Source organism: Treponema peruense (genome assembly GCF_016117655.1).
GTDB lineage: Bacteria > Spirochaetota > Spirochaetia > Treponematales > Treponemataceae > Treponema_D > Treponema_D peruense.
Genome location: NZ_CP064936.1, coordinates 1,345,078 through 1,366,102, shown reverse-complemented (window position 1 = coordinate 1,366,102; position 21,025 = coordinate 1,345,078). Strand labels below are relative to the sequence as shown.

Here is a 21,025-nt window from a genome sequence, read left to right as displayed (position 1 = left end):
CCATTTTAATGAGGTAAGTTATTGTCGTCAAGGGTGTTGGCATTTTTAAGTTCATCCATTTGTTCGCGCTGGTCAATGAGTTCAGCGTTTATTGCGGCAATTTTTGCATAAAGCTCCATAAACGGAACAGGACTTGAGTCTGCCGGGGTCAAAAGAGTTTCGTCTTTTTTGAAGTTTTTGTTGTCACAGCGCCAGTTTTGTTCGTCACGTACAGTCCAGCCCGAAATCTGCGGTTTGGCAAGAGTTGCTGTCTTGACGATACGGCAGACTTCATACCATTTTTTTTGACAGAAAGCTTCGAGTGCCGTTCTAAAAGCTTTGTCACTCGAAGGGGACGTTACAAAAAGCGAGTCTTCCTTCCACTCAGTCTTTATCTGAGGATTCTGTTCACGAAGAGTTTTGTATTCTTGCGAAGAAAGGAAGGCGCGTAAATCGAAACTTTCTAAAGATGTATACTTATATATACACCCCCATAACCCCTGACTTAATGATTCCCTTTTTCTAAGAGTTGTAACAGGAAATATCATTACATCTGTAACCCTAAAAGACTGCGGAAGTACCGAATTCATTACTTCCTTAAAACGATCTTCATCCACCGGGGAATAAAGACAGCACGAAGCAGTTTCTTCTTCTGAAGGAATGCCCAGTGTCATTGCAGTGGCAAATTCAATTCTCGGAAGCGGATTAAAGCCCGAAGAAAAAACAAACGGAAGTCCGCTACGCAAAATTGCTTTGTGAAAACTTTCTACCTGCGCAAGGTAAGCAATATATTCACCGCCGCCGGTCCGTGTAAAATTAAAAACAACTCTGTAAAGAATAGGTATATTGCTCTCGGGATGTTGTTCAGGAACAGCAACTGTCTTATTTTTTATACATGTTGATACACTTTCTATTTCTTCTTTTGTATGTACGCTTACCTTTTCTTTGGAATTACAGATTCCGCATTTGTGGTCACAGTCAGAAGCACATCTTTTTGTAAGCTCGTGGGACAGGGATTTTTTCCATTCATTCTTAAAAAATGCTTTTGATGTACCAAGCGAAACACCGTCCCAGGGAAGACTTTCATCCAAATCCCATTTTCTGAAAATCCATTTTTTGACGTCCCAGACTGCATTGTCAAAGGCTTCATTCCAGAACTGCATATTTTCTCTCAAATGATCATCCCATGCATCAAAACGTGCGCCCCTTTTGTATGCATCAAGAATTACTTTACCAGTGTCAAAGTTTCCGCGGCTTATGAGACCTTCAAGAATTGTAGCATCATAATTGTGTCTGCCAAGCCTGAATTTACCCCGCGGAAGGTTCTGGAAAATCCATTCCATCTTCTTCTGGGCGCGCTCCGGTGTTATCTGGGTAACCCACTGGTATGCCGTATGCGGTTTTGGAATAAAAATACCAACGTTAACATTGCACTGGATTCTTGTTCTGGCCTGAAGATTCAGCAGAAAGTCCACGATGACTTTTTCTTCGCTTCCTTCAGAACCCACCGCAAGAGAGTCTTTGTTTTCTGCAAAATAATCGCCCAAAGGAAGACCTATCATAAAGTAGAATTTTGCAGTTGTCCAGCCTGCTGCCTTTGCCTGGCGCACAATATCTTCGAGATGCTGTGCATAAACTTCCTTATTAAGACTCAACTGCCAGAGTTCTTCAGGAGTTTCAACAGCAAAGGTAAGCCCGCTTTTACGTACTGCAGAAAGTTTTTCAAGGATTCCCAGCGACATACTGTTTACTTTAAGTGACGGAAGCTGGAAGGAAACATTGTATCCTTCGTATCTTTTGTTAAGAAGATCCAAAAGTCCTTCTACATCAGGAAAGTCTGCACTGCTGAGCGAGTTAAGGCTTATTTCCCTGTAACCTGCGTCAAAAACAAGATGATCAATTTCATCAATAATAAGTTTAAGGTTTTTTACGCGCGTTGGTCTGTAATAAATTCCTGCATGACAGAACCGGCAGCCGTTGGGACATCCGCGCATAATTTCTACAACGCCGTGATCCTGAACAGGTTTTATTGACGGAATTGGATACCACGACGGAACAGATGGAACAAGACCAAAGTTTCCCTGAACTGAACGTCGGGCAATTTTTTTTCCTTCAGAGCAACTGTTTCGTGTCCACATATAGGGTTTTGATTCAATATGGGCCAGAAGCTGCTTACGGGAAGCCCCGTTTTTCTTTAAGTCACGCAGTTCTTTTGTAAGATTAAAAAGTTCGTCTTCTGCTTCACCGATCATTACTGCATCAAAAAAATCTGCAAACGGAGCCGGGTTTGTTACACCGCAGCCGCCTGCAATTACAAGAGGTTCATCTTCAGTTCGTTCCTGAACGGTAAGGGAAATTCCGCCGGTTTCAAGCATAGCAAGCACTTCGGTAATTCCAAGTTCATATCCTATTGAAAAAGCAAGCATGTCAAGATTTTTTAAAGGCATACCTGTCTCAAGAGTATAAAGCGGAACTTTGCGGTGCTTAAGAAAAGCTTCAAAATCTGTGTCGGGAGCAAAGACGCGTTCGCAGCGAATCCCGTCAAGTGCGTTAAGTCCGTTATAAATTATCTTAACGGCAAGATTGGACATTGCAATTTCGTACAAATCGGGAAATGCAATTCCTACATTAAAAAAATCATCCTGCCCGGAATGTGGTTTTACAGTAAGTGCATATTCGCCGCCAATATAACGCGAAGGTGACTGTACACTGTTCAGCTCACTGCCAAACTGCTTAAGGGGATCAATTAATTTCATCATAGGGCAACTTTAAAATCCAGCCGTCTGTTGTTTATGCTCATCAAGATGCCAACGGCAAGCATATTTGTCAAAAGTGCCGACCCCCCGTAAGAAAGGAACGGAAGAGGAATTCCGGTTATAGGCATAATACCCATAACCATTCCGACATTGACAATAAAATGAAAGAAAAACATCCCCAGTATTCCTGACGCAATAAGGTATCCGAACCTGTTGGTTGTTTGTTTCATTATGTATACAATTCTGAACAAAATACAAAAGAAAACCGCAAACAGTAAAATTCCGCCTATAAAACCTGTTTCTTCGGCAAAAATACTGAAAATAAAGTCGGTACTCTGCTGCGGAAGAAAACGGTAATGGCTCTGTGTTCCCTGCATAAAACCACGCCCACGCAAAAGCCCCGAACCAATGGCAATCTTTGACTGGATGATGTTCCAGCCTGCACCTCTGGGGTCACTTGAAGGATCAATAAAAACAATAAGACGCTGAATCTGGTAGGGTTTAAGCACCTTGCCTGCACCGGCCGACGCCAGCAGTGAAAAAGAAATTATTCCGAAGACGTATGTAATCCAGTAGAAATATTTTTTCTTAAAAAAAATCTGGCCCAGAATACCGGCAACAGTTACCGCAAGTGACGCCGCAATAATAAGCATTCTTAAGCGGAAATTTGTCAAAGCCCGGATTATTGGGATTGAGCCGTGGTAAATTTCTGTTTCCCAAATAGGAAGAACCGTAAAAAAAATTGTAAGAAATCCCGAAAGAATAACAATCATTATGTATCTGACCGGAACATTTGCCATAAAACACATAAAGATAAAAATAGGAAGAAAAACACTCGCTGTTCCCAAATCAGGCTGGAGCAAAATTATTCCCATGGGAAGAATAAGAATCAAAAGGGAAAAGAAAAACCGTTTACGCTGGTTTTCGTTGTAATTTTTGTCAAGAAAAGATGCAAGAAATAAAATAAAAATTATTTTTGTAATTTCAGAAGGCTGAATTCCAAGATCACCGATACCAATCCAACTGCGTGCTCCGTTGACATAGCGCCCGAAAAAGCGTGTATAAACAAGAACTGCAAGTGCTGCCGCAAAAAGATATGGTGTGTAACGATAAATTTTGCGGTAGTCTATGAGTGCAACTGAAAGCATTATTACAAGGCCAATTCCAGTCCAGATACTCTGCTTTATATATTCGTTCGAAACAAGAATTCCGTCAGAATTGATTCCCGAAGAGTAAATAAAAGTTATTCCTATTGAAGTAAGAATAAGCACACAGGCAATGAGAATAAAATCAAATTTGCTGAGAATCCTGTTTTTCATTCGCGGCGTCCTCTCTGCTTCATAAGGTAGCGGAATCCAAGTGCATTAACGGCTTCTTCGTATGTCTGGTCATTGAATATACCCTGAATTATTATATTTGTAGCATACGGAGCCCACCATTCCCACTTGTTTACGGCTTCGACAAGTGTTGCAACTACAACCTGATTTTCAGGCGGTGCATCGTAAGGAGCGTAAGCAACCATCCACGAATGCCAGTGGTCCTTTGCATAACCTGCAACTTCGGCAGTACCTGTTTTTCCTGCAATCTGAACAGTTTTGTTATGCATAGGATAAATTGCAGTTCCGTCGGTAATTGTATATCTTAAGTCAGCCTGCACTTCTTTCCATACTTCAGGAGAAACAGTGGACTCATGCAGAACCTCGGGCTCTACTTTCTGAATTACGGCATTTCCCGCGGCAGGATCCCTTACTTCCTTAAGAAGATGAGGCTTGTAAATTTTACCGCTGTTGCATACCATAGCCATCATGTTCGCTACATGAAGCGGAGTAACAAGAGTATAACCCTGACCGATAGACATATTCATCGTATCACCGCCAAGCCATTTTTCATGAAAGCGCCTTTCTTTCCATTGCGCAGTCGGAACAAAACCGTCACTCTGTGCAGGAAGATCCACTTCAAGGCTCTGGCCAAAACCAAATTCCTTTGCATAACTCGAAATTGTTTCGACACCAAGATTATCACGACCGACAACCCAGAAATAAACATCGCAGGACTGTGCAAGAGCGTTCTTTAAGTCAAGGTTTCCGTGTCCGGGATAACCAACATGGCAACGGAATACACGGTCTCCGTAAAGAATGCGTCCAGGACATTCTATTTTCTTTTCAGCAGCAATTGCGTGTTCACTCAAAATCGAAGTTACCATAATCGTCTTAAATGTAGACGCAGGCGGGTAAACGGCATTGACAGCTCTGTTAAGAAGTGGCTTGTTGGGATCATTTGTAAGCCTGGTATACGCTGCGGAATATTCAGCAGTAGAAAAAATATTCGAGTCAAAGTAAGGGTAAGAAACCATTGCAAGAATTTCACCCGTTGCAGGCTTAAGAACAACTGCTGCTCCTACACGCTCGCCAAGTGCTTCTTCTACAAGTTTCTGAATTGTAGTATCTACCGTAAGGACAAGATTTTTTCCGCTCTGAGGAGGCTCAAGAATAGGAGTATCGCTCAGAATTCGTCCGTGGACATCAACAGTGCGGCTTTCTCTTCCCGGCTTTCCCTGCAAAAGTTCATCATACTGCTTTTCAATTCCAGTTTTTCCAATAATAGAATTGCGGCTGTAACCGCGGTTGTACATAAGATTAAGTTCTTCACTTGTAATGTCACCTACGTAACCGATAATATGGCTCATCGAACCTGTTTCTACATAGTTTCGAACAGGCTTGTTCCGCCATGAAACCCCCGGAAGGTCTGCTGCATTTTCTGCAATATTGCTGATTATATTAAACGGAACATTCGTTCGAACCTCTATTGAAGAAAAAGTACGTCTCAGTCTTTTGGGGATTTTTTTATCAATAACCGATTTGTCAATTCCAAGATATTCCGAAAGTTTGAGTACAACAGTGTCATAATACCCCTCAGGAATTTCACCCGGAATAATATCAATGGCAAAAGAGTCAGTGTTGATAACAAGAGGCAAATTTGCATTGCGGTCAAAAATTTCTCCGCGCTGAGCAGGAATAACAGTTACCGTACTTGAAATAGAAACCGACTGGCTTCTGTATTTTGCGCCTTCAACAATCTGCATTGAAAAAAGTTTGAGCGTATAAATGGCAAGCATAGCAATAAGAAGCGCAACAAGAAATGCAAGCTTATAATTCTTTCTTAAGGAATCTTCACCGTGATTTTGAAAATTTTCAGAATTCATCAGATTGTGCTCTCCGGACCAATAATCAGTGAGTTCTTGAAAAGATGAAGAAATCTGAACACAAAAGGAGTCAGAATACTGTTGATTCCCAGTTCAAAAAGAAACTGAAAAGTAAACGGACTGTAAGGAAGAATAACTGAAGACGGATAAAGCATCGAAATTATCCACAGAAGAATTCCCTTTACAAGAGTTGTACACAGTCCCAGAACCAGCGGAATAAAAAAACCTTCAGTATTAAGAAGTTTATTGAACATTCCGCCCAGATACCCGATTATTGTTCTTAAAAGACAGTTGAGACCGAACGGACCTGCACTTAAAAAATCAAGGAGCAACCCCGAAACAAAACCCGTAGTCTCTCCCAAAAGTTTTCCATTGCTCAGCGAAAGATAAAGCACGCAGATTAAAGAAAGATCCGGAATAGCCGGAAGCGAAGTAATGTTTGAAAAAACCGCCGTTTCGACCAGTGCTGTACACAAAAGAACAAGTGCACTTGAAAAAAAGGAGCGTATCATTTTTGTGCCTCCCTGTCATTTTCATTGTACTGGTCTATAACAAGAACGTTTTCAAGACGGTTAAAATCTATAATAGGATCAAGTTCAATATTTAAAGAAGAATCATAGTCCAAAACAGTAATTTTTGAAATTCTTCCAACCGGAATATCGCGCATGTAGTTTCCGTTTTCACCGCTGGTAACCACAATGTCACCATAGTTAAAATCATCCATTACACGCTTACGAATATACTTAAGGCTCAGTGCGCCGTCCGAAGAACCGTTTCCAGAAACAATACCAAGATCCCTTGTATTCTGAATGCGCGATGAAATATTACATCTCACGTCATAAACAGGCATCATCATGCTTGTTCCGACACCAACAGTAATAATTCTTCCTACAACACCAACGTTTCCTGCCTGCACGGCAATAACAGGCATTCCTTTTTTTATTCCGTTACGTGCGCCCTTATTGAGCGTTATACCCGAATACTGGCTGTCGGGGTTGCGGCCTATAATCTGGGCAGGTATATTCCTGTACTTGATTTCTGTCGCAAAGTCCAGCTGTTCTTTAAGGCGCTCGTTTTCCTTGCGGATTTCTGTATTGTTGCGCTGAAGGAATTCGTAATCCTTGAGTTTTTCGGTAAGCTGCTGGTACTCGCTGCGAAGATGCGCCATATCACGGACAGCAGTAACTGTTCCCGTAAACACATTTTCAACAGCATGCACGGCTTTCTGCAGAGAAGAGAAAACTGTAAAACCAAGTTTGTCAAAATTAACAATAAAGCCGCCCCCAGAAAATCCCAGAGAAATTCCGCTGAAGGCAATCATGAGAACAAGGACACACTCAGAAAGTCTGAAATGAAGCGGTGACTTTACTCTTCCACCCATAGGACAAAAACCGTCTAGTCGTTAAGATTATCGTAAATTGAACGGTTGGACGACATATTGCGGAACAGTTCAAATGCCTCACCTGCACCCCTTGCAACACATTCAAGCGGTTTTTCAACAAGAATAACAGGAACACCTGTTTCTTTAGAAATAAGTTTCTGAAGTCCTTTAAGCATGGAACCGCCACCGGACATAACAATTCCGCGCTCAACAATATCTGCACCAAGTTCAGGCGGTGTGCGTCCGAGTGTCTTTTTGATTTCTTCTACAATCTTTGTAATAGGTTCCTTAAGGGCTTCGCGTACTTCTACAGAGTCTACTTCAAGTCTTCTTGGAAGACCTGTAATTGCATCTGTTCCCTTGATTTCCATTTTTTCTATATTTTTGTCTGCAGTAGCATTGCCTATTTCTACCTTAAGTCGCTCGGCAGTCTGCTGTCCTATAATAAGATTGTGTACGGCACGAATATGCTTCATTATGGCTTCATCAAATTCGTTTCCACCTGTGCGGATAGAACTTGTAATAACCATGCCTCCCAAAGAAATAACAGAAACTTCAGTTGTACCGCCGCCAATATCACAGACCATGTGTCCTGCCGGTTCGTAGATAGGAATTTCGGCTCCTATGGCAGCAGCAAGACTTTCTTCTATAACTTCAACTTCCTTTGCACCGGCTTTAAGAGCAGCAGCCATAACTGCATCTCGTTCAACCTGAGTAATGCATGAAGGAATACCGATTTTCATTCTTATGGACTTGAACAGATGGTGTTTGGGAACAACTTTTGAAATGAAATATTTAATCATTTTCTCTGTAGAATCGCTGTCAGAAATAACACCGTCTGCTAGCGGGCGAATGGCTTCGATGTTTCCAGGAGTTTTCCAAAGCATTCTTTTTGCTTCTGCTCCGACGGCGACAACCTTTCCTGTACCCTTTTCTACTGCAACTACAGAAGGTTCATCAATAACGATTCCCTGCCCGCGTACAAAAATCAACGTATTACAGGTTCCTAAATCTATACCAATATCTGTCGTAAAATTATCAAAGAAACTCATAAAGAATCCTCCATTTTGTTTTCTGTTTTTTATTTTGCTTCGGACATTTTTTGTAATGCACCGGGATGATCAAATTTTATTTTAAGGCATTTGCGCCATTCAGCTCTTGCCCTTACAGCGTCACCGCGCTTTTCATATAATACACCAAGTCCATAGTGCGCGTCAGCAGAATTTTCGTTTTTTTCAAGAATTGCCGTAAATTCTTTTTCTGCATCGTAAAGTGCGCCTTCGTCAGTATAAATCTGCCCAAGAAGAATGCGACTTTCTTCAAGAAGACTTTCATTCCGAGTGGTAGAAATAACGCGGTACAGATACTGTTTTGAAGCAGAACCCTGTCCGTTATTATAATACTGCTTTGCTATGTCAAAAAGAAGTGTGTCCGTTTCCCTTACAAGGAGAGCTTCGGTAAAAGCAGCAATACTTTCGTCGGTCTGCCCCAGTGAAGCATAGCTCAGTCCCAGAAGAAGCGGAATGTCATCTGACTTGTAGCCGTGGTCCAGGGCAAGGTTCAGATATTTTACTGCAAGGTCGGAATAGTAATGGTATGAAGAAAGCTTGTTTTTGTAAAAATAGGTGCGGCCCAGCATGTATTCTATCTGCGGCAAAGCATCCTTGCTGCAGTTCTGAAGGGCTATTCTAAGGTTATAAACGGCTTCGTCAAGATAAGTCTGTGACTTTGCATTGTCTGTTTCGTACTCGGCCAACATAAAGGCACTGTAACCGCGAAAAGTACGTGCAGAATTGTGGAAATTCTTTTTTTGAATAATATTTTCTGAAATCTCGTAAACCTTTTCATATCCTTGGCGGCTGTGAAGTTCCCAGTTGTCGTACATTGCCGAAACAGAAGAAGAAGCAAAAAGATAACGGTGGATTGCTTTATAAGAAAAGAATGAAACCAAAACAACGGCAGACAAAATGCCGGCAAGCAGAATAATCCGCACAACAATCATATTCTTTCTGCGGACAATTTTTTCTGAAACTCGCTTCGCCTTCATTTAACAAACAACCTGCCACAAAACTATTTAAAATAAAAAAAAGGATACAGTAAGCCGGGTTCTGGTACGCTCCAAAGAAGCGCATGGTCATCTATCCGCAAAGACAGTCGCCTGTCTTTTCCAGCGAGCTACCCGCAGCATAAGGCCGGAAACCAAACTGCTATACGCTCTTGCTCCAGATGAGGTTTACTTATGCCGTCCCCGTTGCCGGACACGCGGTAGGCTCTTACCCTGCCTTTTCACCCTTACCCATACAGGCGGTTATTTTCTGTAGCACTTTCTGTCGGAAGAATGTGTTATGCCAGGTCTGGAAAAATCCAACTAAGACAACTTACATTTTCCGCCCGGTTATTACCCGGCATCTTTTCCGGTGGAGCCCGGACTTTACCTCACGCATACAATCTATCATCAGAAAATATGCGCGCGGCCATATATCCTTTAATAATTACAAATTAATCGTCAAAATCCATTGACTTTACATCTGAAGAATCGTCATCTTCATCTGACATTGAATCGATTCCGTCTTCATCAAGGAGGTCTTCATCATCAAGATCAGAAAGACTGCCTGCATCGTCAAGAGTAAAGTAATTTGATGCACCAGCTTCTGATTCTTCGTAATAAAGAATGCGACTGCAGTACGGGCAGAAAAGAATTTTTGTTCCGCGGTGTACTTCGTTTGCAAACTGTGCAGGAAGAATCATATGGCATCCGTCACAAACGTTTCCCTTAACAGCAACAATACCTTTGTGGTTTCTGCGTATGATTCGCTGGAACTTGATGATTGTTTCGGCATCAATACCTTCTGACATCTGCTCTTCCTGTGCAGAAAGGGACGCAAGCTTTTCTTTGTAGGAATCAATTTCTTTGTCAAGGTTTTCTTTTGAGTCCTGCACATCTTTTTCTGTAGAAGCAATAAGCTCTTCTTCGCTTTTGAGAATATCATTAAGTTCTGCAAGAACCTTTTCTTCTTTCTGAAGTTCCTTGCGGATTGAATTTTCTTTTTCCTGGGCTTCGTTGATCTGCTTGTCAAGAATCTCATACTCGCGGTGGGTAGTAATAGAATCCATTCCCTTCTCACCTTCTTCGCGTAATTTCTGAGCCTCGTCAAGCTGTGTACGCAGTTCGGCAACCTTTGCCTTTTCGGCTTCGTACTCACTGTTTTTTTCTATATATTCTTTCTTGAAGCGCTCAAGACTTTCTGTACTTCCGTCAAGAGTCTTTGGTAATTCCTCTACCTTGGCCTCAATTTCGTACTTTTCGGCAAGCACTTCCTGCAAACTCTTAAGTTTGTCCAGTTCTTCTGACATCTGCATTGGTAACAACCTCGTTAAAAAATACAAACACGCATAGCATACGTATTTTGCTCTAAAGTAACAATATACACGAATTAAAGTCTTGTGTCTATAACCACAGACCCCTCACCCGCAAAGGATTGGAATCCAGCGGACTAAAAATCCATAAAATCCTTAAGACCAGAAGCACGTCTTGGGTGGCGCAGTCTTCTGAGTGCCTTGGCTTCTATCTGACGGATTCTTTCCCTTGTGACGTTAAAGAAAAGTCCGACTTCTTCAAGGGTAAGGGAATAACCGTCATCAAGACCGAATCTCATTTTAAGAACTTCCTGTTCTCTTGGAGGAAGGGAACTCAGAACAGTGTGAAGCTGTTCCTGAAGAAGAGTATAGGCGGTCTGGTTTGCCGGATTTTCAACTTCCTTGTCTTCGATAAAATCTCCGAGTGAACTGTCTTCTTCTTCTCCGATAGGAGTTTCCAAAGAAATAGGTTCCCTTGCAACATTCTTAACCTGCTTTACTCTGAGCACCGGCCATGAAAGTTGCTGTGCAATTTCTTCGTCAGTTGGTTCGCGGCCAAGTTTCTGTACAAGCTGGCGGCTTTCGCGCACAACCTTGTTAATCTGTTCAATCATATGAACCGGAACACGGATTGTTCTTGCCTGATCAGAAATAGATCTTGTAATAGCCTGACGAATCCACCAAGTAGCATAAGTAGAAAACTTGTATCCCTTGCGGTATTCAAATTTTTCTACAGCCTTGATAAGACCAATGTTTCCTTCCTGAATAAGATCAAAAAGCTGAAGACCGCGGTTTGTGTATTTTTTTGCAATGGAAACTACAAGACGAAGGTTTGCATTGATAAGACGGTTTTTGGCCTGTTCCATCTGAAGGCGTCCGTCTTCTATTTCTTTTTTCATTGCAATTATTTCGTCTACAGAATTTTCAAAGTTATATTCAAGTTCGCGCAGCTTGCGTTCAATTTTCTGGATTTCTGTATAGTCAGTTCTTATTTCATCTGCAGTAAGCCCAAGTTCATTTTCAAGCTTTACGCATTCCTTATGCATGGCAAGACGGCGGCCTATTCCGCGAAGACCTGCTGCATCTGTAATGTGCAGTTTTTTCATGCGCTTTTCCTGAACAAGGTGATACTCATTTATCTTTTTGGAAGCTTCAATAAATTTAGAACTAAAGTATTCAATTTCTTCTGTCTTGATATCCATATTCTCAAAACTGGCAAGAATAACGGTTCTGAGATTCTGAAGCTGTACATCCTTAAAAATATTTACAGTAGGATCATCGCCGTGAAGCTTTTTCTTGAGGGCAATATATTCACTCATCTGCTCTTTTACAGGTTTCATGCATTCAAGGTAAGCTGATCGCAGTCTGCGGCGTTCGGCCATTTCTTCATTTATTTCTTTGCGTGCCTTTCCGGGTTCATGCTGGTCAAAGCGTTTGAAAATTTTAAGACCAATCTTATAAAATTCAGGAACCATCATTCCGGAGTTTTTGATAACATTCTTTATAATATTCTGGCCGTCTTCCATCTTCTTTGAAAGAGAAACTTCCTGTTCTGCGGTAAGAAGATTTTCCTTTCCTATTTCGCGAAGATAAAGTCTTATAGGATCGTCAATTGAACTGTCTTTGTCATTTGCCACAAGGCGATGTTTTCCGGAGTCTTCATCCTTTAACTCTTCTGCAATTCCTGCAGATTCTTCGTCATCATCGTCCAAATTCTCATCGTCTTCATCTTCATCAAACGGTTCATCTTCACTCAGAATCTGAATATTGTTTTTCTGAAGAATAGAAAGAACAGGCTCCATTTTTGGCGAATTTACAAAATCCTGCGTAAGGACATCAGTTATTTCTTCCCATGAAACAAAGGGTTTCTGAGAGGCGACATCCAGAAGTTTTTTTACAAGAGGATCATCAGCAACATCGCTTTCGGTATATTCGGCACGCGGTTCTGCAGTGGCGGTCTTTTTAACATCTTCATTTTTAACTGACTCTTTCTTTTCAGGTGACTTTTTGGTCATTATCGATCCTTTATATTTTTTATGTCATTGTCCAACTGCATCTTAAGCTGAATAGCCTCGTTAAGCTGGGCAACATCTTCGCTCAAGGCGCTTTTTGACAGTTCCGAGATTCTCTCAAGAACACGTGCACGCCTTTTTTCCATGGCATGAAATTTGAGAAGCTTTATACTGTCTGAAACTGATAACTCGGCGCAATTTGAATAGATATTCGTTGCTTCTATAACAAGAGCTTTAAGTTCGTCGGAACCAATTCTGTTCAGTATGGCACTCACGGAAAAATTACCGCCATCAAGACATTCTTCCATGATTTTAAACAATTCCTTGGCATCGGGATTATCCAGGTCGTCCGCAGAAATCTCATTGCGCATATTCTGAAAAAGAGAGACATTGTCAGCAACTGCGGTAATTACAGCCTTAAGTTCTGCATCAACTTTAACCGGCTGTTTTTCAGAAGGTTCAGTCTGCTGTTCAGTCATCTTTTTGTAGCGCCGTGAAAGCTGCTCACGGTTGCCGTAATCCTTTCTGACAGCCTCCTTTTCTATGCCGTAAACCTGACACAACTGGTCAAGGCACGCCTGCTTCTGTACATCTGACTGCAGCGCATCTATGTAAGCAAAAAATGCAAGTGAAGCTTTTGTCTTTCCCTCCGGAGTATCTTTCGGGAACATTTCCTGCAGTTTAGATAACAGATAATCATTGTCAATAATAGCATTATTTACATCATTTGTCAAGTAATCAGCGCCAAAATTCAGCATAATTTCTGCAGGATCTTTTCCGCCGTGAAGACGGATTACTTTTACGGTAATATCCATTCTGCGGCACATGAGAATTGCCCTTTTTGTAGCATTCTGACCGGCGCCGTCTGCATCAAAAGAAAGATAAACTGTTTCTACAAAGGGTTTGACCATACGCACCTGTTCTTCGGTAAGAGCCGTTCCAAGCGGTGCAACAGCCCATTCTATTCCGCACTGATGGTAGGCAATGCAGTCCATGTAGCCTTCGCAGAAAATTACAGCTTTTTTTTCGCGGACTGCCTGTCTGGCAAAGTTGAACGCATACAGCGTTTCGCCCTTATGGTACTGTATAAGGTCGCCTGAATTAAGATACTTCGGTGACTTTGACGCGTCTCCCCTTAAAAAGCGCCCGCCCATTGCCACAACATCGCCCTTTCTGTCAAAAATAGGAAACATGAGTCTGTCCGAAAAAAAGGCAAATTCAGGGTACTTTTTACTAAACAGACCAGAGTTGTCAAGAAAATCTTTTGTATAATTCTTTGACTCAAGAAATTTGCGCAGCCACTTTCTGTCTGCCGGACTGTAGCCCAACTTGAACTTTTCTATCGTTTCTGCCGTTATGCCGCGTTTGCAAATGTAATCAAGAGCAAATTTTCCGCCTTCAGTCTGGGTAAGCATGTAATGAAAAGAACCGGCAACCCTTGTATAGAGATTTTTGTATTCATCCTTAAGCTTTGCATTCGGGTCGGTGCGCTGCGTTTCTGAACCGCCGTCTGTATACGAAAGCCTTACACCTGCCCTTTTTGCAAGAAATTCCACTGATTCGGGGTAACTGAGTTTTTCCATATTCATGATAAAATTGAATACGGTGCCGCTTGCATGACAGCCAAAACAGTAATAGAATTTTTTTGATGAACTTACAGAAAACGAAGGTGTTTTTTCATTGTGGAACGGACAGCAACCCCACCAGTCGCCGCCTTTCTGGACAAGAGGAACATATTCACCCACAACACGCACAATGTCTGTCTTGTCAGAAACTTCGTCAATGGACTCCTGTGTTATAAAGCTTGCCATTTTTCTATATTCTCCGCCGCACGGTGCTGGTCAAAATTTTTTGTAAATGTATGGCGTCCGGTTTTGGGGTCAGAAAGCACAAAATAATAATACGGTGTTTCTGCAGGATCAGCGGCAGCCTTAAGTGCAACCATCCCTGGGTTTGAAATAGGTCCAGGCGGAAGCCCTGCCCATTTGTATGTATTGTAAGGGCTGTCTATCTTAAGGTCATCGTAAGTAATGCGTTCTGGATGGGGCTTGCCGTTTATTTCTGAAATTATATATTCAATTGTAGCACAGGACTGAAGCCCAATATTATAGCGCAGTCTGTTTGCAAAAACACCTGCAATTACAGGCGCTTCATCTTCTATGCGGTATTCTCTTTCTACAATGGAAGCAAGAATAACGGTGTCAAAAAGCTGAGCCGGCGACTTGTCCTTAAGTGACGGAATTTCTGAAACCTTTTCAAAAAAAGTGTCTGCCATTTTCTGAACAACAGCCGCGGCATCCATTTCGGGAATAAGAAAATATGTGTCGGGAAAAAGAAAGCCTTCAAGTGAAGAAGCCGGAATATTATATTTTGCCGCAGTTTGTGAAGAACGGCATTCGCGTATAAAATCTGACGCTTTGCAGACACCTTCTCTTTCAAGAAGAGCGGCTATTTTTGAAACAGTAAGCCCTTCCGGAACAGAAACGGTAATATATTCCTGCATTCCGGACTGAAGCAGCCCATAAATTTCGCCCATGGACATGGAAGCATTTACGCTGTAAACACCGCTTTTAAGGGCAAAAGGGCGTCCACCGTCAAAAATACCGAATCTTGCCGCAAGGTAAAAAAGCCTGTCAGAACGGATAACACCCGAGTTTTTTAGTTCAAGAGCCACTTCTTTTACGCTCATTCCGGAGGGAACACGTATTTTTACGGAAGCTGCATCTTTGCTGTCAGAAACAGGACGTACTGCTGCAAAAAAGACAGAAATTCCGGCTGTAACACACAAAGCCAGGACAGCAAAAAACCAGGCAATAACTTTTGCGAAAATATGTTTAGTTTTCATACTTGAATTTCCTGCCCCTCTTTTGCCAGATAAATTTTTGTAGAACTGTCAGAATTGTATTTCTGGTAGACAATACCGGCCCGAAGCATGGAGTCAAGCTTTCTGTCATCATACGTGGGATCGTAGTGGAACATATACAGATTGCGCACCTTCCACCTTTCTGCAAAATCAATGGCCGTACTGTAAGCCGAATGCCCCCAGTATTCCTTGCTTACGGCTTCTGTACTTGTATACTGGCTGTCAATAATTATAACGTCGGTATCCGAAAAAAATGCTGAATTGGCAGCAGTTTCGTCAAAGTCAGAACCCTGAAGTTCGGCATCGGTACAGTAAACTACAGAACGCCCGTTTTCGGTAAACCTGAATGCACAGGAACCGCCCGGATGAGTCATCTTATGACAGCGGATTTTTACATTACCAATACTTATCTCTGAATCTTCATCCAGAAGATGAAAACTGAATCTTTCACGCATAGCCGGGTAACAGGCATTTTCAGGAAAATAAGGAAGCGAACTCTGGCCGCTGACATAAAATTCCATATCGGGGTAGACTGAATAGACGTTTATTTTTGATGCAGGACGGAATATAGGGTCAAAAAACGGAAGCCCCTGTATGTGGTCCCAGTGAAAGTGTGAAAGAAAAATATTATAAACAGAATCTTTGGGCTGGACACCGTATTTTGCCATCATGCGTATACCGGACCCGCAGTCCAGCAAAAAAGAGTTGCCGTCTGACGCCTTGAGTTCAACACAGGGAGTATTACCGCCTGCCGTTCCGTAAATCCAGTCTGGAAGGGAAGACAAAAAACGCATTTTGGAATCTTCGTCCCGTGCATCTTTGGGCGACATTCTTGCAATTGCTGCAGAAATTTTTGCCTGAATCTGATCTCCTGTCAGGGGCGACGGCAGGGATCCTCTTACACCCCAAAAATGTATCAGCACGTTGTGTTCCTCCCCAAAACAAAGGATTCGTTACTATAAGTTTAACACAAAGAATGCGTTCTTGACAAGTTTACCACTAAGGCAAAAAAAAAGAGCATCGGGAAAAACCAATGCTCTTCTGGGGAGTGAAGGATTCGAACCTACGAAGGCGGAGCCAGCAGATTTACAGTCTGTCCCCTTTGACCACTCGGGAAACTCCCCGTGAAAAGCTGCCTGTAGGATTTGGACCCACGACCCCGAGATTACAAATCACGTGCTCTACCAGCTGAGCTAAGGCAGCATTTTTTTTATTTTGTATCAGAAGAAGTGTTGTGTACTGCTGCTGATGTGTTAGACTATATAATAAACATAAAATTGTGTCAACAACAAATCTTCATTTTTTAATAATTTTTTTTATTTTTTTTGTAAACGGCAACCCAATCATAAATCAGTGAAACTCTGTCCGTTCAAAAGAGCCGCATACAGTTTCATATAGCTTTCACGCGCAACGAGATCCCACGAATATTTTTTGTGGATATAACGGCTTGCGTAAGAAATCATTCCCGAAAATATTGAGTTTCCTGCAGCAGCCATGATTTTCAAAAGAGAATAAAGGGTCTTTTCCAGAACTTCTGAAGAATTGGGGGAATAAAGGAAACCTGTTTCATCATCTATAATTTTGGAAAGACCGCCAGTTCTGTGTGCAACGGGAAGAGTTCCGAAAGTCTGCGAAATAAAATCTTCAAGGCCACACGGTTCAAAATTACTCGGGTGCAATGAAAAGTCAGAAGCCGCTACAACAAGCCTTGCAAGTTTGCGGTTGTACCCTTTGTAGTAGACACATTTTCCTTCATACTTTTGGGCACAGCGGGCAAGGTCTTCTTCAAGGGCACGCTCTCCCTGTCCCATAAAAATAAACTTGACGGGAAGATTTTTTGACAGAAGTGCATCTGCTGCCCTTACCATGACATCAATTCCCTTCTGTCTTACAACGCGGCCGTGGTAAACTACAAATGCCCCTCCCTCGCCGCATATTCTGCCAAAGCGCTTTGTTCCGTAAGTGTCCGCGTTTTCCAGCAGAAAAGTCCTGCACGCATACTTTCCGTCAAGGTCCTTTTTCTGAGGGTCAAAGGCATAGGGAAGCAGCGATTTTTTTGTGTCTGACGGGTCATATTTTGAAAAGTCTATTCCGTTTGTAATACCGATTATGCTTATTCCGCGGGCATTGAATTCCTGCGAAAGACCGGCTGTATCTGTTCTGCCTTCCTGTATTTCACGCGCATATTCAGGCGAGACAGTTGTAATACAGGCATATTCAGAAGCAAGAAGGAACGGTTCAACATATCTGCCGCAAAGCCCCCGCCGCAGTACATCTAAAGGAAGCGAAGTAAAGCGCGCCGCCTCTTCTACCGAAGAAAATTCATGGTGGTAACCGGGGCCTGCGTTATGTATTGTAACTACGCATTTTGTATTTTTATAAAAAGAGGCGGCCAGTCCGTTAAAAGACATGAGGTTATGTACAAAAACAGGAACAAGTGCTGCGGTTGCGTCCTGCGAGTGGATTATGTGCGGCCGTTCACTTTCTTCGCAGACAGCACAGTAATAGGCCACGGCTTTTTGAAAAAGAGTATTCAGATAAGGTGCATCTTCATGACCGCAGCCGGTTTTATGGGAAGGGTTTTCCTGTTCGTCAGCAGGCGTATAGGTATAGACAGCACGTTTTTCAGAAAAAGCGCGGTTGCCTACAAAAACAACTTCTACACCGCCACACATTCCGTGACTATAAGTTATCGTTATACCTTTACCGCAGACAGTGAATTTTACAGGCTTGTGCCACAGACACCTGAAGTCTTTTACAGAAGACATATCGGTGCACGCATAAAGCGGAATAAAAAGAATTACGCGGTTACCGAGCCTTACAAGACTTTCAGAAAGTGAACATGCAACATTTTTTACACCGCCCGCCTCTGCAATTCCGGCGTATTCCCTTGAAACAAGCCAGACTGTCATATTCAGTTCCCCAAGGCAAATTCCGGCCTTAACGATTTTGCACCGTTAAGATAAACAGGCTTAACCGCTGCGTCACAGTCCAAGTAAGTTGTTACAAGAACACGTATTGTTTTTGGCGGCATTCCCTTTATATAAAGTTCGGGCATAGCAAAGAGAGCAATTTTTGATGTATCAAGGCCTGTATCGCTTTTTCTGAGGGCAGCGGCGGGGTTAAGCTCGTCAAGATCGGGTGTCATTGTAAACTGGACAGAAACAATATCCTGTGCCTTTACAGAATTGAGCATAAAAATCTCACGGCACATTTCTTCTACGGCAAGGCGTATTGATTCAGCTGTATTTTCTGAAGTGGTTGCCCCGCGTATTGCAAAAAGTCTTTTGTCTTTCATAAAAAAATCCTGAAAATATTTTGTTCTGTTTATTAAGCATAATCAGCGCAAAGCACCGAGTGCATCCATAATTTTTGTAATATCACCGCTTTTGGAAATTTCCTGAAGTTCGGGATACTTTTTTAGAAGTTCCGCAAACTTTTCGAGTTTCTGCATGGAACGGTCTTCTTCTGCTATTATAGCAGCCTGTTCCTGAGCTTTTTTTGCAAGTTCCGCAGAAAGGGTTTCTGAATACTGAGCATAAAGAGCGCGTGCATTTTCATAAGATTGCATGTCAGGAATATTCTGTTCTGTTACCGAAGCAGACAAAACAGTGATTCCGCCAAAGCCGGCCTTTGTCATTGCAGAACTTACATCGGCAGGCGAAACAGAATAAGAAGAAACATAAGTGCTGCTTTTGAGGGCCTTTTCTGCAAGTGAAGATGCTGCGGCTTTTGCAGCTGCCTGTATATAAGCGTCAAGATCTTTCTGCGAAGAAATTTTATTGTCCGAAAAAAGTTCAAGAATGTCTTCGGGGGCAACAGAAGCCGTAATTTGCAAAGTCATGGAATAAGAAAAACTGGGGTTTCCTTCGAGAAGTGAAGAATAAGTTTCTCCGCCGGGCAAAGTTCCAGAAACTGCCAGCACAGAGTTTACCGGCTCCGTGCTGAACGCAGTAAGCGTTACGTTTGTAGGCAGAAGACGTTCCCATCTCCACTCAAAACTTCCCGGAACAATCGGTTTTGAATAGATTCCGCCTGTTTTTGACTGCATTACGGCACAATGCCTGGGTTTTACAAAAAACTGAACCCAGCCTATAAAAAAAACTGCGGCCGCAAAAACGGCAAGAACTATAATGTTTGCAAAAAATCGTTTTACAGTCATACACTTACCTTGTTGAATTCAAGTCTGATTTGAGTCTGATTAACAAAAACCCAAAGATATTGTATACTAAATTAACCTTGATTTTCAATAGACTGTTCAATCTGAAGCTTTCACCGGGGATTTTATGAAGAAAAAAGAAACAGACCTTACCAAAATAGACAGTTCCGTTTTGTACAGGCTTATAGGACGGTCAATTCTTTTTCTTGCAATGATGACGGTTGTTCTTTTTCTTTTTTATGCCTGCGGAAACTTCCAGCTTTTTTTGGACAGAACACAGCGTTTTATAATGCTTTTGTGTTCAATAACTTCAATTATACTGATATTTTTCTGTCTGGCCGGAATGATTGAAAGTGTTGCGCTTTTTTTTATTCACGGAGGCCGCCGGTACTGGATTTACTTTACTCTCTGCATTTTTACGGCACTTCCGTCGGCAGCAGTATTTTTATTTATGCGCACTGCAGCCTTTCTTGCCGACGGAATCTGAAGTTTACAGCTGAAAAATTCAACATAAGAAAAAATGCGCCCGAATTCAGCTCAAAACGGGTTAAAAATCCACTACTCCCGGAACAATCTTTTTTTCTGTACGCAGACGCTCGGGATGATGAACGTGTGTGTGGAACGGAATAAATACAAGAAATCTTCCTTCCTGGGCCATAAGCTTAACGGGACGTTTTTCCTGGTAATAGTCCAGTGCAATTCTGTTTGAAATGCTGGGCATTCCGCTTTCCCTGAATCCCGGTGATTCCCACGCAAGCCCTTCTGACTTGAGCTTTCCTCCGGTAAAAAAATACGGTGCACGCGCAATAGAAATTCTGTCTTTGGGAGTAAGATTTGACATTTCTATTGCAAAAGTTTCTTCAAGGCAGCAGACAACCTGCTCTTTTGTAAGCCACACGTCGGCATGGTAATTCTGTGCAAATGTTTCAAAAACGCCAAGACAATGATCCATAAGGCCGCCCGAACCGCCAATGAGTGTAACTGTATCGTTGTCCCTGTCCGGTGCTACTTTTACTGCCTGCATAAGGGCAAGTTCTGTGTCGGTATAGTCTTTATCGCGGTTGTAAATCTCGGATTTTACGCCACTGTATTTTTCGAGAAGCGATTTGTCTTTTAAACTGTCCATGTCTCCCAGAATAAAATTTGGTTTAAAATTAACGGTACTGCCGTAAAAATGGCGGTAGGCTTCAAGAGTGTCCAGACCGGAATCTGCAGCAACAATGTAGTCAATCGGCGGAGTTCCTGCAAAATAATATGCTGTATTCTGCGGGAGAGGTGCCTCGCCGCCTGTAAAAATAACTGCATGCATAATAGAT

The 21,025-nt window shown here is 42.2% G+C and carries 17 protein-coding genes, 2 tRNA genes and 1 other RNA gene; 1 reads left to right on the top strand and 19 read right to left on the bottom strand.

Annotated elements, in window-relative coordinates:
- Positions 1–5: 5 nt before the first annotated feature.
- The 18 genes from IWA51_RS06270 to IWA51_RS06185 form a co-directional block, all read right to left on the bottom strand.
- Positions 6–2,738, bottom strand: coding sequence for a TIGR03960 family B12-binding radical SAM protein (locus tag IWA51_RS06270; protein WP_230402728.1), 2,733 nt, complete (start codon positions 2,736–2,738; stop codon positions 6–8).
- Positions 2,735–4,054, bottom strand: coding sequence for a rod shape-determining protein RodA (rodA, locus tag IWA51_RS06265; protein WP_198443625.1), 1,320 nt, complete (start codon positions 4,052–4,054; stop codon positions 2,735–2,737). The genes IWA51_RS06270 and rodA overlap by 4 nt, the downstream gene beginning before the upstream one ends.
- Entirely contained in the window at positions 4,051–5,937 is a 1,887-nt protein-coding gene (mrdA, locus tag IWA51_RS06260; protein ID WP_177528679.1) for a penicillin-binding protein 2, read from the bottom strand. Before mrdA ends, rodA begins: the two co-directional genes overlap by 4 nt.
- Complete coding sequence (mreD, locus tag IWA51_RS06255; RefSeq protein WP_177528680.1) at positions 5,937–6,449, bottom strand: rod shape-determining protein MreD; 513 nt, start codon at positions 6,447–6,449, stop codon at positions 5,937–5,939. Before mreD ends, mrdA begins: the two co-directional genes overlap by 1 nt.
- Positions 6,446–7,318, bottom strand: a complete 873-nt coding sequence (gene mreC / locus IWA51_RS06250) for a rod shape-determining protein MreC (RefSeq protein WP_177528681.1) — start codon at positions 7,316–7,318, stop codon at positions 6,446–6,448. Before mreC ends, mreD begins: the two co-directional genes overlap by 4 nt.
- A 14-nt stretch (positions 7,319–7,332) precedes the next feature.
- A complete protein-coding gene (locus IWA51_RS06245) occupies positions 7,333–8,370 on the bottom strand; it encodes a rod shape-determining protein (protein ID WP_177528682.1) in 1,038 nt (345 codons plus the stop codon).
- Positions 8,371–8,399: 29 nt separating this feature from the next.
- Positions 8,400–9,365 carry a tetratricopeptide repeat protein gene (locus IWA51_RS06240; RefSeq protein ID WP_177528683.1) on the bottom strand — a complete coding sequence of 322 codons (966 nt, stop codon included), beginning with the start codon at positions 9,363–9,365 and terminating at the stop codon, positions 8,400–8,402.
- A gap of 34 nt (positions 9,366–9,399) precedes the next feature.
- Positions 9,400–9,806: RNase P RNA component class A (gene rnpB / locus IWA51_RS06235), an RNA gene on the bottom strand.
- A gap of 11 nt (positions 9,807–9,817) precedes the next feature.
- The gene (locus IWA51_RS06230; RefSeq protein ID WP_198443624.1) at positions 9,818–10,678 is read right to left on the bottom strand and encodes a zinc ribbon domain-containing protein; all 861 of its coding nucleotides are present in this window, start codon (positions 10,676–10,678) and stop codon (positions 9,818–9,820) included.
- A 134-nt stretch (positions 10,679–10,812) separates the two neighbouring features.
- A complete protein-coding gene (gene rpoD, locus IWA51_RS06225) occupies positions 10,813–12,690 on the bottom strand; it encodes an RNA polymerase sigma factor RpoD (RefSeq protein ID WP_177528685.1) in 1,878 nt (625 codons plus the stop codon).
- A complete protein-coding gene (gene dnaG, locus IWA51_RS06220; protein WP_198443623.1) occupies positions 12,690–14,498 on the bottom strand; it encodes a DNA primase in 1,809 nt (602 codons plus the stop codon). Before dnaG ends, rpoD begins: the two co-directional genes overlap by 1 nt.
- Positions 14,483–15,532 carry an endolytic transglycosylase MltG gene (gene mltG, locus IWA51_RS06215; protein ID WP_198443622.1) on the bottom strand — a complete coding sequence of 350 codons (1,050 nt, stop codon included), beginning with the start codon at positions 15,530–15,532 and terminating at the stop codon, positions 14,483–14,485. Before mltG ends, dnaG begins: the two co-directional genes overlap by 16 nt.
- Positions 15,529–16,473 (bottom strand): MBL fold metallo-hydrolase, encoded by a 945-nt coding sequence (locus tag IWA51_RS06210; RefSeq protein WP_198443621.1) that lies wholly within the window; start codon positions 16,471–16,473, stop codon positions 15,529–15,531. The genes mltG and IWA51_RS06210 overlap by 4 nt, the downstream gene beginning before the upstream one ends.
- A 119-nt stretch (positions 16,474–16,592) precedes the next feature.
- Positions 16,593–16,674: transfer RNA gene (locus IWA51_RS06205), tRNA-Tyr, on the bottom strand.
- A 6-nt stretch (positions 16,675–16,680) separates the two neighbouring features.
- A tRNA-Thr gene (locus IWA51_RS06200) sits at positions 16,681–16,753 on the bottom strand.
- Positions 16,754–16,893: 140 nt separating this feature from the next.
- A complete protein-coding gene (locus IWA51_RS06195) occupies positions 16,894–18,462 on the bottom strand; it encodes a glycogen synthase (RefSeq protein WP_198443620.1) in 1,569 nt (522 codons plus the stop codon).
- A gap of 2 nt (positions 18,463–18,464) precedes the next feature.
- Positions 18,465–18,848, bottom strand: coding sequence for a chorismate mutase (locus IWA51_RS06190; RefSeq protein WP_198443619.1), 384 nt, complete (start codon positions 18,846–18,848; stop codon positions 18,465–18,467).
- Between the two features lie 42 nt (positions 18,849–18,890).
- The gene (locus IWA51_RS06185; RefSeq protein WP_198443618.1) at positions 18,891–19,712 is read right to left on the bottom strand and encodes a hypothetical protein; all 822 of its coding nucleotides are present in this window, start codon (positions 19,710–19,712) and stop codon (positions 18,891–18,893) included.
- A 124-nt stretch (positions 19,713–19,836) separates the two neighbouring features.
- Here IWA51_RS06185 and IWA51_RS06180 point away from each other — a divergent pair, with 124 nt between their 5' ends.
- Complete coding sequence (locus IWA51_RS06180; protein ID WP_177528692.1) at positions 19,837–20,196, top strand: hypothetical protein; 360 nt, start codon at positions 19,837–19,839, stop codon at positions 20,194–20,196.
- 60 nt (positions 20,197–20,256) lie between these two features.
- Here IWA51_RS06180 and IWA51_RS06175 read toward each other — a convergent pair whose 3' ends face one another.
- Entirely contained in the window at positions 20,257–21,018 is a 762-nt protein-coding gene (locus IWA51_RS06175; protein WP_198443617.1) for a motility associated factor glycosyltransferase family protein, read from the bottom strand.
- Between the last annotated feature and the right edge of the window lie 7 nt (positions 21,019–21,025).

What these genes read in the sequence shown, in the direction of transcription:
- IWA51_RS06270 (WP_230402728.1), bottom strand. Translation starts at nt 2,738, where the DNA reads ATGATGAAATTAATTGATCCCCTTAAGCAGTTTGGCAGTGAGCTGAAC.
- rodA (WP_198443625.1), bottom strand. Translation starts at nt 4,054, where the DNA reads ATGAAAAACAGGATTCTCAGCAAATTTGATTTTATTCTCATTGCCTGT.
- mrdA (WP_177528679.1), bottom strand. Translation starts at nt 5,937, where the DNA reads ATGAATTCTGAAAATTTTCAAAATCACGGTGAAGATTCCTTAAGAAAG.
- mreD (WP_177528680.1), bottom strand. Translation starts at nt 6,449, where the DNA reads ATGATACGCTCCTTTTTTTCAAGTGCACTTGTTCTTTTGTGTACAGCA.
- mreC (WP_177528681.1), bottom strand. Translation starts at nt 7,318, where the DNA reads ATGGGTGGAAGAGTAAAGTCACCGCTTCATTTCAGACTTTCTGAGTGT.
- IWA51_RS06245 (WP_177528682.1), bottom strand. Translation starts at nt 8,370, where the DNA reads ATGAGTTTCTTTGATAATTTTACGACAGATATTGGTATAGATTTAGGA.
- IWA51_RS06240 (WP_177528683.1), bottom strand. Translation starts at nt 9,365, where the DNA reads ATGAAGGCGAAGCGAGTTTCAGAAAAAATTGTCCGCAGAAAGAATATG.
- IWA51_RS06230 (WP_198443624.1), bottom strand. Translation starts at nt 10,678, where the DNA reads ATGCAGATGTCAGAAGAACTGGACAAACTTAAGAGTTTGCAGGAAGTG.
- rpoD (WP_177528685.1), bottom strand. Translation starts at nt 12,690, where the DNA reads ATGACCAAAAAGTCACCTGAAAAGAAAGAGTCAGTTAAAAATGAAGAT.
- dnaG (WP_198443623.1), bottom strand. Translation starts at nt 14,498, where the DNA reads ATGGCAAGCTTTATAACACAGGAGTCCATTGACGAAGTTTCTGACAAG.
- mltG (WP_198443622.1), bottom strand. Translation starts at nt 15,532, where the DNA reads ATGAAAACTAAACATATTTTCGCAAAAGTTATTGCCTGGTTTTTTGCT.
- IWA51_RS06195 (WP_198443620.1), bottom strand. Translation starts at nt 18,462, where the DNA reads ATGACAGTCTGGCTTGTTTCAAGGGAATACGCCGGAATTGCAGAGGCG.
- IWA51_RS06190 (WP_198443619.1), bottom strand. Translation starts at nt 18,848, where the DNA reads ATGAAAGACAAAAGACTTTTTGCAATACGCGGGGCAACCACTTCAGAA.
- IWA51_RS06185 (WP_198443618.1), bottom strand. Translation starts at nt 19,712, where the DNA reads ATGACTGTAAAACGATTTTTTGCAAACATTATAGTTCTTGCCGTTTTT.
- IWA51_RS06180 (WP_177528692.1), top strand. Translation starts at nt 19,837, where the DNA reads ATGAAGAAAAAAGAAACAGACCTTACCAAAATAGACAGTTCCGTTTTG.
- IWA51_RS06175 (WP_198443617.1), bottom strand. Translation starts at nt 21,018, where the DNA reads ATGCATGCAGTTATTTTTACAGGCGGCGAGGCACCTCTCCCGCAGAAT.